Origin of the sequence: Pseudomonas tructae (assembly GCF_004214895.1) — a bacterium.
GTDB lineage: Bacteria > Pseudomonadota > Gammaproteobacteria > Pseudomonadales > Pseudomonadaceae > Aquipseudomonas > Aquipseudomonas tructae.
The window spans coordinates 2,479,942-2,495,468 of record NZ_CP035952.1 but is presented as its reverse complement, the minus strand read 5'-3'; the positions used below and the strand labels follow the sequence as shown (position 1 = coordinate 2,495,468).

Here is a 15,527-nt window from a genome sequence, read left to right as displayed (position 1 = left end):
TTCCTTGTGCAGAACTCAGTGCTGGGCGCTGTCGACGGCAATGTGCTCGCCGGAACAGTCCACGTAGTGTTTGTTGCGATCGCAAATCAGGTAGTACACGCCGCCGGCAATGGCGGCGCCGAAGAACCAGGAGAACGGCGTCAGGGCGCTGAAGGCCGGCACCAGCGACAGCACCACGGCGGCAATGGCCGAGGGCACCAGGGCGGCTACCGCCTTGTAGTTGACCCCGCGGGTGTAGTGGTAGGTGCCGCTGGCCGCTTCGCTGTACAGGTCCGGCACATGCACCTGGGCCCTGCGGATCAGCCAGTAGTCGACCATGATGATTCCGTACAGCGGCCCCAGCAGCGCGCCCAGGCCAGAGAGGAAGTAAACGATCACTAGCGGGCTGTTGTAGAGATTCCACGGCAGGATCAGCACCGCCAGGGTGGCGCTGATCAAACCGGCGCGGCGAAAGTTCAGGCGGCTCGGCGCCAGGCTCGACAACACGAAGGCCGGTGCTACGAAGTTGGCCATGATGTTCACCGCCACGGTAACGATCAAAAAGGCCAGGCAACCCAGGACCAGGAAGGTCTTGTCGGGGATCGCGGCCACGATCTGGGTCGGGCTGTCGATCACCCGGCCATCGATGCTGAACTGCGCCCCGGCGAGCACGAAGCTGATCACCGCAAACACCAGGATATTCACCGGCAGGCCCCAGAAGTTGCCAACGCGAATGGTCTTGCGGCACGGCGCCGACCGGGCGAAGTCGCAGAAGTTGAGGATCAGCGTGCCGTAGATCGCCAACCACAACGCACCACCGGCAAACACCTGGGTCCACATCGCCCAGCCGGTCAGCGGCTCACCCACCGACCAGGCCAGCTGGCCATCGACCCGCAAGTACATCCAGATCGCCAGGATCAGCACGGTAGAAAGAATCACGGGCCCGGCGAAGGATTCGTACTTGCGCACCATCTCCATGCCGAAGGCGAGAATCACCAGTTGCACCAGCCAGATGGCGACAAAGCTCGCCCAGCCAAGGCTGGACAGGCCAAGAATCGCATCATGATCAAAACGGGCCAGGTCCGGCGCCACCGCCACCAGCAGCACCCGCAATACCACCGAGGCCAGGTAGGTCTGGATGCCGAACCAGGCAATGGCGATCACCGCGCGAATGATCGCCGGCACCTGCGCACCGTAGATGCCAAAGCTCATGCGGCTGATCACCGGGAACGGCACCCCGGTTTTCTGCCCCATGTAGCCGGACAGGTTCATGAAAAAATACACCAGCACGGCGCCGATGCTCAGCGCCGCGAGCATCTGCCAGCCAGACAGGCCGAGAGCGAACAGGCCCATGGCGAAGGAATAGTTGGCGATGTTGTGCACATCATTGGTCCACAAGGCAAAGATGCTGTAGCCGCCCCAGCGTCGGCCTTCGGCCTTGGTCGGCGCCAGGTCGGCATTGTGCAGCCGGGGGCTCAGGGCCCCTGCCTCGGCTGACACGGCCTGCGGCGGCAGGTAGGCGGTTTGCAGCGGGTTGGAGGTGTCCAATTGCATGTTCCCCGGGCTCCTTCTGCAGCCCCTCTGATGAAGGTACTGCAGCAATTATTGTTGGATTTGAAGAGTGGGACCGCAGTGTTGGCGCTGCCTTGCGCCTGTGCATACAAATATTGCATACAATTTTTGTATTACGATTTTTGCTGAACAATTTGCATGCCAGACGGAGTGTGTTGACCACTCTTCCGCCGTTTGCGGTGCTAGGTATCCAATTGATTTTTATTTAATAAAAATTTTCTGATACGGCGCTGAAAGGCTGATTTAGCTGACCAAACGGTCAATCGCCAGAGAGGGAAAATTGAGAATCCTGGTAACGACGCAGGTAACATGTATCCACTTGATAGATACCCAAGTACACACAACCAACAACAAATCGAACACAATCCCATAAAGACTCAGAATGGTGCAGACAGCCCACATTTACGGCATGCTTATAAGGTCAAGGCATATCGGAGCTGGTAATGACGGAAAAACACCCCGCATCCACGGTAGAGCGCGTCTACCAAGGGGTTCACGAGGCCATCAGAAAACGCACCCTGCGCCCCGGCATGAAGCTGGGCGAGTCGTCGTTGGCCGAGCTGTTCAAGGTCAGCCGCACCTCGGTGCGCGCTGCCCTCAAGCAACTGGAAGCCGACGGCCTGGTGTCCACCGAGCTGAACAAGGGCGCCTGGGTATCGCTGCCCAGCGACGATGACATCCGCTCGGTGTTCGAAACCCGGCGCTTGATCGAAATCGGCATCGTCACCGAGCTGTGCCGACGCGCCGACCCCACCATCCTCGCGCCGCTGCACCAGCACGTTGGCGAAGAAGAAGCTGCCGCCGACGCTGGCGATCACGCCCGCTACGTGCACCTGCTCGGCGAGTTCCACCTGCGCCTGGCCGAGGTGCTCGACAACCCGGTGCTGCTCGACTGGTTCCGCAAACTGATCGAACGCGGCTCGCTGTACGCCTCGACCCTGGATGACGAGCGCCATGAAGCCTGTCGCGGCAACGAGCACCTGCGCTTGCTGGGCTTTATCGAAGCCGGTGACCAGACCGCAGCCATCGACCTTGTGTGCACCCATTTGCGCGGCATCGAAGAGGCAATCCTCAAGGCCACACAAACCCTCAAGGCCGACTACCACCCGCTCAAGCACCTGCTCGGCTAACCAGCGTCGCAGCTGCGGGTTCGCATTCAGAAATCCACTGCAACCGATTCCAATATTTAATTTGTGGATAGGTACGGTCTTTCTATAGGGTGTGAATCAGTAGCTGGCAAAGGGCTGGGAAATGATCGATCGTGTGTTCGTCAACGCTGTTGCTGCCGATGGCAGCCCGCTCAACCTTGCGGTTGCCGACGGGCGCTTTGTCAGCCTGGGCCGCGAGCGGCCAGCCAGTGCAGGCGCCGAGGTCATCGATCTGGCCGGCCACCTGGTGCTGCCAGGGCTGGTTGACGGTCACATCCATCTGGATAAAAGCTTTGTCGGCGACCGCTGGCACCCGCATCAACCTGCCGGCAGCCTGCGTGAACGCCTGGCCATCGAAAAACGCGAATTGGCCAGCGCCCCACCGATGCTCGAGCGGGCCGAGGCGCTGATCCGCCAGGCGGTGTCGTTCGGCACCGTGGCCATGCGCTGCCATGTCGACGTCGACGCCAGCACCGGCCTGCGCCACCTGCAGGCGCTGCTGGAGGCGCGGGAGAAATGGCGCGGCATCGTCGACATCGAACTGGTGGCCTTCCCGCAGGCTGGCGTGATGTCCTGCCCCGGCACTGCCCAGGTGCTCGATGAGGCGATCCGTGAAGGCGCCGACGTGATCGGCGGGATCGACCCCACCACCCTCGACGGCGACGCCGACGGGCAACTCGATGTGGTCTTCGGCATTGCCGAACGCCATGGCGTGAAAGTGGATATCCACCTGCACGAACCCGGCCTGCAAGGCATCGAGCAACTGCAACGCATCAGCGCCCGAACCCGCGCCGCCGGCCTCAGTGGCCGGGTCGCGGTGAGCCATGCCTATGCCCTGGGCCAGGTCGACGATGACGTGCTGGCCCGCACCGCCGCCGCCCTCGCCGAAGCCGGGGTGGCGATCATGACCAACGCCCCCGGCGATCACGGCTTCCCGCCGATTCTGCGCCTGCGCGGCGCCGGGGTGAACCTGTTCGCCGGCAACGACAATATCCGCGATGCCTGGTGGCCCTACGGCAACGCCGACATGCTCCAGCGCGCCATGCTCATCGGCTACCGCTCGGGCTTCTACCGTGATGACGACTTGAATGTGGCCCTGGCCATGGCCACCACCGCGGGCGCGGCAGTGCTGGGCAAAAGCGACTACGGTCTGAAGGTAGGTAATGAAGCGACGTTTATTGTGCTCAAGGCTGACAACGGCGCCGCCGCAGTCGCCGCCGCACCTGCCGAGCGCCGCCTGGTGCGCCGCGGCCAGTTGGTGCCAGCAGCGCCGACGCTGCAGTTCGAGGTCCGCACCCACTGAACAAACAAATTTCTGCCGGCTTGCGCCGCAGAGAAAGACAATCGCCCATGGGCGATGCAACACAAAACCCCAGAACAACAACGACAGAAGGTGTTCCATGTCGAAGTCCAATTACTACGCTCCCCACGGCGGCCATCCGGCGCAGACCGAACTGCTGACCGACCGTGCCATGTTCACCGAGGCCTACGCGGTCATTCCCAAAGGCGTGATGCGTGACATCGTCACCAGCCACCTGCCGTTCTGGGACAAGATGCGCATGTGGGTCATCGCCCGCCCGCTGACCGGCTTCTCGGAAACCTTCTCGCAATACATCGTCGAAGTCGCGCCAGAAGGCGGCAGCGAGCGTCCTGAGCTGGACAAGAACGCCGAAGCGGTACTGTTCGTGGTCGAAGGCGAAATCGACATCACCCTGCAAGGCAAGCCGTACACCCTCAAAGAAGGCGGCTACGCTTTCATTCCGCCGGCCGCGGAGTGGAGCCTGCGCAACAACAGCGGCAAGAACGTCACCTTCCACTGGATCCGCAAGCACTACCAGGTGGTTGAAGGCCTGGCCCTGCCCGAAGCCTTTGTCACTAACGAAAAAGACATCGCGCCGATCCCGATGCCGGGCACCGATGGCGCCTGGGTCACTACGCGCTTCGTCGACATGGCCGACATGCGCCACGACATGCACGTCAACATCGTCACCTTCCAGCCGGGCGGCGTGATTCCGTTCGCTGAAACCCACGTCATGGAGCACGGCCTGTATGTGCTTGAAGGCAAAGCCGTCTACCGCCTGAACCAGGACTGGGTCGAGGTCGAAGCCGGCGACTTCATGTGGCTGCGCGCTTTCTGCCCGCAGGCTTGCTACTCCGGCGGCCCGGGCCCGTTCCGCTACCTGCTGTACAAGGATGTCAACCGTCACATGAACCTGGTGCTCAACCCGCAGCGCTAAGTTTCACGGTTGCATGAAAAATCCCGCAGGCCATACGGTCTGCGGGATTTTTTGATTCAAGGAACGATGATGCACTGAGCAAAATACGCTGGAACGTTAAGTCACACCGCCTGAACATGTCCCTGCGTTGCAGTTAATGGTTGTACTCGTGAAATTGCACATACCATCACAATCGCGACACCGAGTAGCAAGAACAGCGGCTCTGTGTAGGTCCCGCTGTGGTCACGAAGAATGCCAAAACTCAAGGGCCCGAGTGCAGCAACGAGATAGCCGATAAAAAGAGTGAACACTGTCCACGCACTCGCCTCTTCGGGTGATGAGGTCTGGTCAATGGGCAGCGTCATCCCCAACGTGAAAGCGGCACCTAAACCTAGGCCGGCCAGGCCGATGAAGATGATCGGCGCCACCTGTGGAGCAAACGCCAAACCTGCAAGTCCAACAATCGTTACCACTGCGGCGAGGGTCAGCCATTTGTGTTTATTGAGCGAGCCTCCAGCAAGCATTCCCATTGCCAGGTTGGCGACTGCGCTGACTAGAGTATAGAAACCGAGCAATAGTCCGGGGTCCATCTCAGCGAAACTGGTTTGCGCGGCCAACGGTGCAAGCCATGCGAGCAGTGCATAAGTCAGAAATTGACTGCATCCAAAGTACACGGCGATTGCCCAGGCATTCATGTTGCTCCAGGGAAGTCTGACGAATTCTAGCGCTCGCCGTGGAGGCGATGATGGGTGAGCTAAACGTTTGCCCAGCACTGACCAACTGATAACCGCAGTGAGGCAGAGAATCGCCCAAACACCAATGCCAGTGCGCCAGCTACCGGTATGCTCGGCGATGGGACCCGTGAAAATCGCAGCGGCAGTCGATCCAACGCTCAAGCCGGTCGCATAAACGCCCATCAACAACGATGCTTTGTGCGGGAAGTGGCTTTTTACCCAGCCCCCCACTAAAGACCCAGCCACTGCGATACCAATACCTGATAGCACTGTTGTAGCCAGCAGCGAATAGGTTGACCCTGCCAAGGCTCGTGTAACGATTGCAGCACCTAACACTAGCAATGCAACCACCACTGCCCGGTCAGCGCCCAAACGGTTAGCGACCCAGGGGGCGATTAACGCGAACACGCCCATGCACAGATCCGGAATGGTGGTCAACAACGATGCCTGAGCAAAGCTGAGCCCAAATTCCTCTTGTATTGTAAGGAGTACAGGGCCAATCGAGATGATCGCGGGACGCAGCGCAAAGGAAAGAATCAGTAATCCTACGATTGCAAAAAGGGTCCTTTTCGCAGTTGATCGCTCGGGTTGAGTTTTGTTCGTCATGCAGCCATCCTGTTTGGGTTGAGCATTGCCCCTCGGGCATTTACCCCGCCACGTTAACCATGACGCCAATTCGATGAGTGACAACTATCGTCGCCCAAGTGACAACCAGAATGTGTTGTTCAAGAGCAGAAACCCAGAGGATTATCAGTTCGTAGCGCAACCGGTAACGGTGATGCCCAGTCACTACTCAGACGGCAGCTATGTCGTTCCGCACAGTCATTTTCGCGGTCAGTTGCTTTATGCTGAAGAAGGTGTGATGCGTGCAGCCACTGATGGCGGAATCTGGTTGCTGCCCGCCAAACGAGCGCTGTGGATTCCTGCCGGTATCATTCATGACCAAACAATGTTGGGGACGGTGAAGGCCCGCTCGCTCTACATCGATCCAACCATCGCCCAATCACTGGGTTCCAGGTGCAGGGTGATCGAAGTCTCAAACCTGTTGAAAGCCCTTATTCTGGCGCTCGTCGATGAGCCTATCGAGTATTCACTCGAGGGAAGATGCCAGCATATCGTGGCACTGATTCTGGAGGAGATCAGCCTCTCCAAATCTGCCCCGCTCGAGATTCCATGGCCAAAGGACAAGCGGCTGATTGCAGTATGCGAGGCCATTTTCAAGTGCCCGCAACGCTCATTGACAATCGAGTATTGGGCGGACCAAGTGGGCACAAGTCCGCGGACGCTGATGCGTTTGTTTGCACGGGAGACGGGGTTGAATTTTCGCTACTGGGTACAGCAAGTCAAGTTAGTGGAAGCCCTTGGCCGTCTCGAACAAGGCGAACCGCTGGCGATGGTGGCCAATGCTCTTGGTTACGCCAGCCCTAGTGCCTTCACTGCGATGTTTCGTAAAGCACTGGGTGAATCCCCCAGAGAGTACCTGGCACCACGCCGGACAGCTTGAGCACTCTGATGCCCTTGCTCGCCACTCAGAGCTAAGTGGTCTGCCCTAAGCGCGGCATCTATCACAAGGAATGCATTCATTGATTGAAGGACGGCAACTCATGCTCAAAACAGTGCTCGCTACTTGCGCGTGCTGGGCACTGTCCTCAGCTTGGGCACAAGGGGAGATGACCGATGCGCTGTACCGGGACGACGGCTCCCCCATTGAGTACTATCTGCAGTCACTCGACCCAAACCAGAGCTCCCGTAGCCTATTGGTGGTGGTCCAAGGTTCTGATTGCAACAGCGTTCGGCAGAATCGTGCCATCTCCGAGCACCTGAGCAAAGCCTTGCCGACAGCAGATATGTTGACGATCGAGAAGTACGGAATCGATGCATCCTTGACCTACAACCAGGATACCGAACGGGTCGATTGTCCTGCTGCTTTTCAGCAGCAAGATAGCCTTGAACAACGAGTGCAAGACTACCGAGCAGTGATTAGTCACCTACGTCAGAAGCGCGGCTATCAGCGGGTTGTTGCAATAGGAGGCAGCGAAGGCGCAGTGGTAGTCAATTTGCTAGCCGCACAACAAAACTACCTCGACGCCAGCATTGCCTTCAATGGTGGCGGACAGTGGTTCATAGACGATGTGCTGCACAGCATTGACGTATCTTCCATCCCAGAGGCGCAGAAGCTCGAGTCAGCAAAAGGCATTCGTGAGTTCGCCGCACACATCATGCACAACCCACCGTCCGAGCTGGTGGTGAGTAATCACGGCTATGCCTGGTGGAAGCAGATGCTGGAACTCGATCAATTAGCCGTGCTGCAGAACACCCACTCACCCGTACTTATCATTCAGGGTGGCGCCGACCAAGCGGTCTCGACTGTTGCCGTGACGCAGATGGTCGAAAAGCTCAAACAATCCGGAAAATCCAATATTGAGTACCGCACTTATTTGCAACTGGATCATCGCCTGAACGGTTCGGACGGCATCAGTCAGTTCGGCGCAGTCGTGGAGGACATGGCCACGTGGCTGCAGGCCAACAACGTGGGTCACAGATAGATCCGGATCGAAAACACGTACCCTGAATCCCGACTTTTGAAAGAGTCCCGCAGGCCATACGGCCTGCGGGATTTTTTGTGCCTGGTGCCGGGCTATCAGTTGGCCGGCTTCCAGGTGCCCCGCTCTGCCGCCTCACGGAACCTGGCCCGGTTGGCCGGGGTGTCGGCGGGCTCCGACTCGCCGAAGATGGCCTTGAGCCAATGGCCGTCGGTGGGGTTGGGGAAGATGATGTACTGGCCGCCGAACCTGCTGCGGCTGGCATCGACCAACTGCGCGCGCTTGTCGACGTTGTCGACATAGAAGCTGCGTTCGAAGTCGTTGAGGTTGTCACCGAGCATCAGCAGCACGTTGTACTGCTCGGCGATCTTGTGCTGGGCCGGCTCCTTGTTCGAGCTTTCGCGCAGGATGGTCACGTGGGCCTCGTCCGCGTATGGCACTTTGAGCGCGCGCAGGTTGTTGAGCGCGTACTCGTAGGTCTTGTCACCCTGGTCACGGCTGGATACGTAGAAGATCTCTACCCCGCGCGACTTGGCGTAGTCCAGAAACTCCAGCGCCCCCGGGGTCAGGGTCGGGCCGTTGGCGGCCACCCAGCGGTCCCACACCGCGTCATCGAAGAACTCCTTGTCCTGGCCGATCAGAAAGCCCCAGTAGGTGTTGCTGCTGAGGATGGTGTCGTCGATATCGCTGATGATCGCAGGCTTCTTGTCGCCGGGCTTCTGGTTGGCCAGGGCCTGGTCCAGGCGCGCCTTGGCGACGTTGAAACCCTGGTAGTACAGTGCACGGAATTCCGCGGCGGTCTGGCGCCAGGCCACCGCATCGACCAACAGGTTGGAGCGCAACGCAGCAGGTTCGCCAGCAGGCGCCTGAGCATGCACCAGGGGGGCGGCCAGCAACAAAGCGGCCAGGGAGATTGCGTTCTTGAGCTGAAGCATCGGGGGCTTTCCTTGTGATCTCCCGCTCTTGGGCGGCAGGAGTTGGGCTACTCATACCCCAGCCAGCAAAGCATCACAATCGACACGACGCGCGGCTGCAACATTGTGGCGCACCCGCGCATCTTGGTCAGCCCGGGTTGCTGAACAGCACCCGCTTGAAGGCTTCGGCGGCCAGGTGCACTTGCACCGACCAGTCATCTGCGGCGTCGCTGCCAGCGTCATCGGAAATGTACTTCAGGCACAGGAAAGGAATGCCTTCGTTGCGCGCGATCAGCGCCAGCACGTAAGCCTCCATGTCGACGATCTCGTACGGGGCATCACCGTGACTGGTTTCGAAATTGTCACCGCTGCCACAGGTACCCTGGGGCAATCCCGCGATGAGCTCACCGTGTTCGAGCAGCACCGGGATACCCGCAAGCGGCGTCTCATACCGGGCAAACCCCAGCGGCGTGACATCCATATCGCGCTGCACGAAGCGCGTGCAGCAGACCAGCGCACCCTTGCCATGGCCGCGACTGCCCGCAGAACCAAGGTTGACGATCAACCTGGGCTTGCGCTGATGAATGGCCTTGGTCAGAGCGATCGCGGCATTGACCTTGCCGATACCGGTGAACAGCGTGTTCAGCTCGGTGAACAGCTCGCCGGCCTCCGCCTCGAGGGCAAAAACGAACAGGGTGTCGTCCAGGGAAATATCGGGAAATTTCTGGGTCAGCATCATGGCGCAAGGATTCCAAATGGGCTGCAGAGAGCGCTGCCAATCTAGGCCAAGCCCCGACCGGGCGCAAGCTTGAGCGCCGCAAGCCAGCACGATACTGGCAAAGTGATACCTGCTCCGCTAGCATGCCGCTGAAAACCGGCGCTGGCCGGTTGGCCGCAAGGCCGTTTGCGGAGAACGATACACGTGCTGCTGAGCATCCCGACCCTGCTGCTGGTAGCGGTTTTCATATTTGCCCTGATGGGCCTGCTGACCCTGCATGCCTGGAGCCGTGGCGTGCGCGAGCAGACCCTCGGTTACCTGGGCGGCATGCTGCTGTTGGCCGCCCTCGGCGTCACCCTGATCAGCCTGCGCGGCATCGTCTACGAATTCGTCGCCCTGGTCCTGGGCAACATCGTCCTGCTGCTGGCGGCAGCGCTGAACTGGACCTCCATGCGCGTGTTCGCCGGGCGCGCGCCGCACCTACCAGGTATCGCCGCCGGTGCGTTGCTGTGGGCCGCGTGGGGCCTGACCCCAAGCTTCTATGCAGACCTCGGTCAGCGCGTGAGCCTGTATTCGTTGCTGGTCAGCGTGTATGGCGGGCTGTCGATGTTCGAGTTGTGGCGCGTGCGCCAACGCCTTGAGGTCGCCTATCTGCCGGCGGTGCTGCTGATGGTGATACACACGGTCTTCTACGCCGTACGCGCCCTCGCCGATCATGGCCTGTCGCTGCAACATGCGATTGCAGGCGAAGGCAGTGGCACCGGGTTCTTCTCGTTCATGCTGTTCGAATCGATGCTCTACGCCATCGGCATTGCCTATGTGACCCTGGCCATGGTCCGCGAGCGTACCGAGCTCAAGTTCAAGGCCGCCGCCTACGCCGACCCGCTCACCGGCATCGGCAACCGCCGCGCCTTCATGGCGCAAGGCGAGCAACTGCTGGCCAACTGCGCCCGCCGTGGCCAGTCGGTGGCCTTGCTGCTGTGCGACCTCGATCACTTCAAGCGCCTCAACGATGTCTACGGTCACCAGACCGGCGACCAGGCGCTGATCGCCTTCAGCCAGGTGACCCGCCAGAGCGTGCGCCAGGAAGATGTGTTCGGCCGTATCGGCGGCGAAGAGTTTGCCTGCCTGCTGGCCAACACCGACGAACCAACGGCCCTGCGCGTGGCCCAGCGCATTTGCAACAACTTCTACCAGTGGCCGCTGCTCGAACCTGGCCTGCTGAGTGTCAGCGTCGGTATCGTCAGCAGCGGCAACCCCGCCGAGCACGACCTGTCGCGCCTGCTGTCGATGGCCGACAGCGCCTTGTACGGGGCCAAGCACCAGGGCCGCAACCGCGTGCAGCTCTATCAACCGCCGAGCGAGCCGGCGCCGCAACTGCCCGCCCGTAGCGCCTGAGCCTGCGCCTCATTCGCTGGCCAAGGTTCGCGCAAGCTCGGCGGCCAGCTCCTTGACCATGGCGTCCGCAGTCGGCCGATGGATGATCGCCACTTCCATGGCATCGATCGACGGCAGGCCATGGGCCGCGGTCAGTTGCAGATGCTCGCTGGTGACCGCCCGCCGCGGCAGCAGGCTGATGCCCATGCCGTTGGCCACTGCCGCCTGCAGGCCGCTGAGGCTGGAGCTGGTGAAGCTGATGCGCCAGCGCCGGCCCATGCGCTCGATGGCGCCGATCATGTCGTCACGGTACAGCCCGCGTGGCGGAAAGGTCACCAGCGGTACCGGGTCCTGGTCGAAAGCCGGGTTCTTGGCGCTATCGATCCATTGCAGCTTCTCTGGCCAGCACGCCACCGCCTCGCGGCTGTTGCGCCGCTGCTTGAGCAGGATCAGGTCCAGTTCACCGTTGTCATAACTGCTGCTCAGGTCGCGGCACAGGCCACTGGTGACTTCCAGCTTGACCTGCGGGTGCTTGCGGTTGAAGGTCGAGAGCAAGTGGGTGGTGCGCCCGGCAGCGAAGTCCTCCGGCACCCCCAGGCGCACCGTCACGGCCACCGTCGCACCGGACATCGCTTCGAGCATTTCATCGTTATAGGCCAGCATCTGCCGGGCGTAGCCGAGCAAGGTCTGCCCGGCGTCCGTGGGCAGCACGTCGCGGTTGCCGCGCTCGAGCAGCTTGTGCCCAACCATCTCCTCCAGGCGCCGCACCTTCTGGCTCACTGTCGACTGGGTCGAGTGCAGGCGCGCCGCAGCCGTGGTGAAACTGCCGCAGTCGCTGACCATGACCACCGCGCGCAACAGGTCGAGGTCGAACAGGGGTCTATTCGATTTTTCACTGACGGACATGTTTTTATTTAGCTTCTAAATGGCGAATTCGATTTCTAACATGGCCGAACCTTGCGAGCAAATCGGTACGATAAGTAATTACCCCAGCCCTGCGCGCTCCCCTGATTAGGCTGCGAACCTCCAGAGCGAGGAGTTTCGCCATGAGCCAATCACCACCTTCCCCCGCAGCGTCCTCCACGCCTGCCTCAAGCTGGGACCTGTTTCACATCAGCCAACGCCTGCGACAGCGTCCGACCCTGGCAGACGTGGCTAACAATCTGCTCCATGCGCTCATCCCCGACGCCGCAAGGACAGCGGTGGATCAAGCGCCTTTCTATCTCGCACAGCCCTCCGGGCAACAGGCTGCGCCTTGGCGTTTTACCCCACTTGCGGATTTGCTCATCCAGCGCTACCTGCTCAACCAGGCTATTGAGCAACCGGCGGGGAGCGTGGTGACGCAGATCGCCAGTGGCACAGAGCCGGGGACGCCCTTGATCAGCCAGTCCGACATGAGCGAGATCCTTGAGATCGGTGGCCCGCGATTGCTGGGTGTCTTTGCCTCACAACTGCTTGATTTCTGGAACGCCAAGGACGGGCAAGCGCTGAATTTACTGCAGCGAATTTCAACGCTTGTGGCAAACGACGTGCTGGCAGAAGCCAGAAAATTACCGGGTGGCCAGCAGCAATGGCTACAACTGCACACCAGCATTGTGTTCTTCAAATCAAGCCTGCCTGACGGTTCATGTCTAGGCATCGCCATCAGGCACACCGACCGCTCAGCCAGCGCAGTGCTGTACACCCTGAACAGCGGGCTTGTTGCATATGCCAGTGCCAATGCACTGGAAGCTCATTTGAGTGACCCGCTCAGTGAGCCCAATCCCGGATTTCGCCCTGGGCAGAATCTGTTCGAGGCCTTTGCAACGGGATTGCTGGAGCAACAACTCCAAGGGTTGGCTGCCATTGTGCCCGGCGACTTCAAGACCGCAATCGCACTGGCTCAGCACGTCGACGCACTGATCGAACTCAACGAGCTGTTCTACCGACTTCATGCACCGTCCACCTCAGCATCGGGCCAATCGAGCTATCCACTACCGGCCTGGATACATCAAGCCAGCGCCGCAGACCGCCAGATGGTTGCCAGGCAACTCGGCACACTGGCAACGCTTGAGCAGTCGAACCAGGCCATTGCCCTACCCAGCCTTGCGCGTTACACCGCTGATGTACTCGATGCGCAGATGACACACGATCACCCAGGGCAGGCACTGCCGCTTGCCACCGATTTCATCGTTCAGGTCGTCGATTACACACCGCCGTTCTTTGATCCTTTTCACCTGACGGGAGGCAGCTCATCGCATCCAGAAAAGCCGCGCGCGCTCATCCAGATAGCGGCCCTCAACACCCAGGCGCTGCCGCTGGAGCGCTCACAGATCAGCTTGCACTCAGGGAAAGCGGTACCGACCTGGGCCACCACTGCCTACTTTCGCCAGTTAATCAGTCGTGTGGATGTGGGCAAGACCTATCCGGCATTCCTGCAACACACATTGCTCGACGACGCGCCTCAGGCCACCCTCCAACAAACACTGTTTATTGAACGTTTGCGCATTCTGTTGCCAATTCTCCTGATCACTCCAGGGCCGCAAGGAAAAGGTACACTCACGGAGGCAGCAAGGCATTGCGTTCTCGCCGCCTTCGCCGCAGGCACCGACTCGCCCAACGGCAGCGTCCAGTTCAGTCAACTGACCTTGCAACTGAGCCACAGCGCAAACCAGGCGGTGGATGCACAAGGCATGTTCATGATTGAACCGGTAAGCCCAACACCCGATCTATTGGTCCTGTACGCACCGCACTGCACCCCACAACTCATGGAGTTCAGTTCACGAGCGGCTCTGTTAGCCCGCCTAAAACAACCGGGACCATTGCACGATGCAGTGCTCGACGCCCTGCCTGAAGGACCGGTCCGTACCGCGCTGCGCCGGGGTGAAAACTGGAGCCCTGCGCTGGACAGCAACTATCTTGGCGGCGAGTTTGGCTCAAGCCGCAAGACGCTCCAGTTGACGCAGGCCCCTGTCACTAGCCATGCACTTGCTCTTGTCTATCGGGCCAACGCCCAATCCCTGATCGAACAAGCGCGTCAGACAACGACGTCCGATGCCGAGCAGAACTGGATCAGCGCAGAAAAGTCCATTGCTCTGGTGCTGTCGGTATTGCTACCGATGTTTGAGGGCCCGCTCGCTGACATTGCCTGGATCGCCCAGTTCTATGCCAGTGTCTATGCACTGCATACGGCTGCACTGACCCATGATCCTCAAGCAGAAAAAAGCGCACTGGTGGAGGTGCTGATACAGGCATCGCTGCTACTCATGCATGGGAGCGTGCGCACAGCCAGAGAGGGTACGAGCACAGTCAGGCCGGCAAGGGAACTTGGCAATGAGATTCACAAACAGCGTTCGCTTTTGCATCTGCCCCAGTACCCAACCCATACCCTGCTGGATTTCAGTGGCTGGAGTTCCCCGACTCTTTCCAGAAAAAATCTCGAACAATTGCGTGCATTGGCCCTTGCCCCCATCGACCCGCTTGATGCCGCGTTGAAGGATGCAGATCAGCAAGGGCTGTTCTCCTACCAGGGTAGAACTGTTGCACGTTTGCCCCATGGCTGGTTTGAAGTCGAGCAAAGTACAGATCAGTCCTGGAGGATTGTCGATCCCCACTCATCCACACCTGGCCCGTTTATCGTTCAAGGCAGCACGGGTCACTGGCAACTGGACTTGCGCCTGCGCCTGCGCGGCGGGGAGACAGTTTCCAATGCGGCACTTAAACGGTTAAAGACACAGATGCACCAAGCCCACCTGTTGCTCACGCATGAGGGTGACGAAATAGCGGCAGCCAAGCGCTTTCGCGGGCTACCGATTGAAGTCGAAGAGCAGCTGGATGCAAAAGCTCAAGCTCGGCTAGCCTGCGCCAGTAAGCTGGAAAGCCTGATGGCGAACTCGCCTGATCAACTCACCTCACAAACCATCCGCCAGCTGCGCTCAAGTGCGCAACGCTTGCAGCGTACGGGACGAGGTTTGCGTATCGAGCGCCTTAAAGCCTTACCCCCAACCGCCACCGGGATAGACTTTCTTAATGATCAGCACGAGATTGTCATCACCCGCCTGGGTGAGCGCACCGATGTGTCGGGCGGCAAAGGCACAGACTTTCTGCTGGAGTTCTCGGTACAGGACCGCCAAGGCAAGCCACTGGCCTACGCACACTTCCACTACGGCTCCGCCAGCAGCGCCGAGCGCGACTACCAGGCCGCTCACATCAAAAAGCCCGAGCAGCGCTTCATGGGCTTGAGCGCACAGAGGGATCAGGCAAACCGAGGAATGCCGGTAACCGCCATTTACCGTGATCGCATCAGCCCGCAACTGGCTCGCAAGCTCTTCCTCAGAAGCTGAGCAG

General features: G+C 60.0%; 12 protein-coding genes. 7 read left to right on the top strand and 5 right to left on the bottom strand.

The genetic code is table 11. The annotated features are described in order from the left end of the window. Positions 1-15: 15 nt before the first annotated feature. Positions 16-1,533 carry an NCS1 family nucleobase:cation symporter-1 gene (locus tag EXN22_RS11530; protein WP_130264161.1) on the bottom strand — a complete coding sequence of 506 codons (1,518 nt, stop codon included), beginning with the start codon at positions 1,531-1,533 and terminating at the stop codon, positions 16-18. Positions 1,534-1,994: 461 nt separating this feature from the next. Between EXN22_RS11530 and EXN22_RS11525 the strand changes: the two genes are divergently transcribed. The 3 genes from EXN22_RS11525 to EXN22_RS11515 all read left to right on the top strand — a co-directional run bounded on the left by EXN22_RS11525 (position 1,995) and on the right by EXN22_RS11515 (position 4,936). After that, entirely contained in the window at positions 1,995-2,681 is a 687-nt protein-coding gene (locus EXN22_RS11525; RefSeq protein WP_130264160.1) for a GntR family transcriptional regulator, read from the top strand. Positions 2,682-2,802: 121 nt separating this feature from the next. Continuing rightward, on the top strand, positions 2,803-4,002 hold the full coding sequence (locus EXN22_RS11520) for an amidohydrolase family protein (protein WP_130264159.1): 1,200 nt from the start codon (positions 2,803-2,805) through the stop codon (positions 4,000-4,002). A gap of 97 nt (positions 4,003-4,099) precedes the next feature. Continuing rightward, positions 4,100-4,936, top strand: coding sequence for a bifunctional allantoicase/(S)-ureidoglycine aminohydrolase (locus EXN22_RS11515; protein WP_045201227.1), 837 nt, complete (start codon positions 4,100-4,102; stop codon positions 4,934-4,936). A 101-nt stretch (positions 4,937-5,037) separates the two neighbouring features. Here EXN22_RS11515 and EXN22_RS11510 read toward each other — a convergent pair whose 3' ends face one another. Beyond that, entirely contained in the window at positions 5,038-6,255 is a 1,218-nt protein-coding gene (locus EXN22_RS11510) for an MFS transporter (RefSeq protein WP_130264158.1), read from the bottom strand. A 73-nt stretch (positions 6,256-6,328) separates the two neighbouring features. Between EXN22_RS11510 and EXN22_RS11505 the strand changes: the two genes are divergently transcribed. Beyond that, positions 6,329-7,153: an AraC family transcriptional regulator gene (locus EXN22_RS11505; RefSeq protein WP_130264157.1), complete on the top strand. Its 825-nt coding sequence runs from the start codon at positions 6,329-6,331 to the stop codon at positions 7,151-7,153. A gap of 100 nt (positions 7,154-7,253) precedes the next feature. Next, on the top strand, positions 7,254-8,195 hold the full coding sequence (locus EXN22_RS11500) for an alpha/beta hydrolase family protein (protein ID WP_165392204.1): 942 nt from the start codon (positions 7,254-7,256) through the stop codon (positions 8,193-8,195). Positions 8,196-8,290: 95 nt separating this feature from the next. Here EXN22_RS11500 and EXN22_RS11495 read toward each other — a convergent pair whose 3' ends face one another. After that, positions 8,291-9,127, bottom strand: coding sequence for a 5'-nucleotidase, lipoprotein e(P4) family (locus EXN22_RS11495; RefSeq protein ID WP_130264155.1), 837 nt, complete (start codon positions 9,125-9,127; stop codon positions 8,291-8,293). Between the two features lie 127 nt (positions 9,128-9,254). Then, complete coding sequence (locus EXN22_RS11490; protein ID WP_130264154.1) at positions 9,255-9,845, bottom strand: 5'-methylthioadenosine/S-adenosylhomocysteine nucleosidase family protein; 591 nt, start codon at positions 9,843-9,845, stop codon at positions 9,255-9,257. 183 nt (positions 9,846-10,028) lie between these two features. On the opposite strand from EXN22_RS11490, the gene EXN22_RS11485 reads away from it, so the two are divergent. Further along, positions 10,029-11,222 carry a GGDEF domain-containing protein gene (locus EXN22_RS11485; protein ID WP_130264153.1) on the top strand — a complete coding sequence of 398 codons (1,194 nt, stop codon included), beginning with the start codon at positions 10,029-10,031 and terminating at the stop codon, positions 11,220-11,222. A 9-nt stretch (positions 11,223-11,231) separates the two neighbouring features. Here EXN22_RS11485 and EXN22_RS11480 read toward each other — a convergent pair whose 3' ends face one another. Beyond that, entirely contained in the window at positions 11,232-12,107 is an 876-nt protein-coding gene (locus EXN22_RS11480; protein ID WP_130264152.1) for a LysR substrate-binding domain-containing protein, read from the bottom strand. A 140-nt stretch (positions 12,108-12,247) separates the two neighbouring features. Here EXN22_RS11480 and EXN22_RS11475 point away from each other — a divergent pair, with 140 nt between their 5' ends. Beyond that, complete coding sequence (locus EXN22_RS11475; protein WP_130264151.1) at positions 12,248-15,523, top strand: hypothetical protein; 3,276 nt, start codon at positions 12,248-12,250, stop codon at positions 15,521-15,523. Positions 15,524-15,527 lie beyond the last annotated feature (4 nt).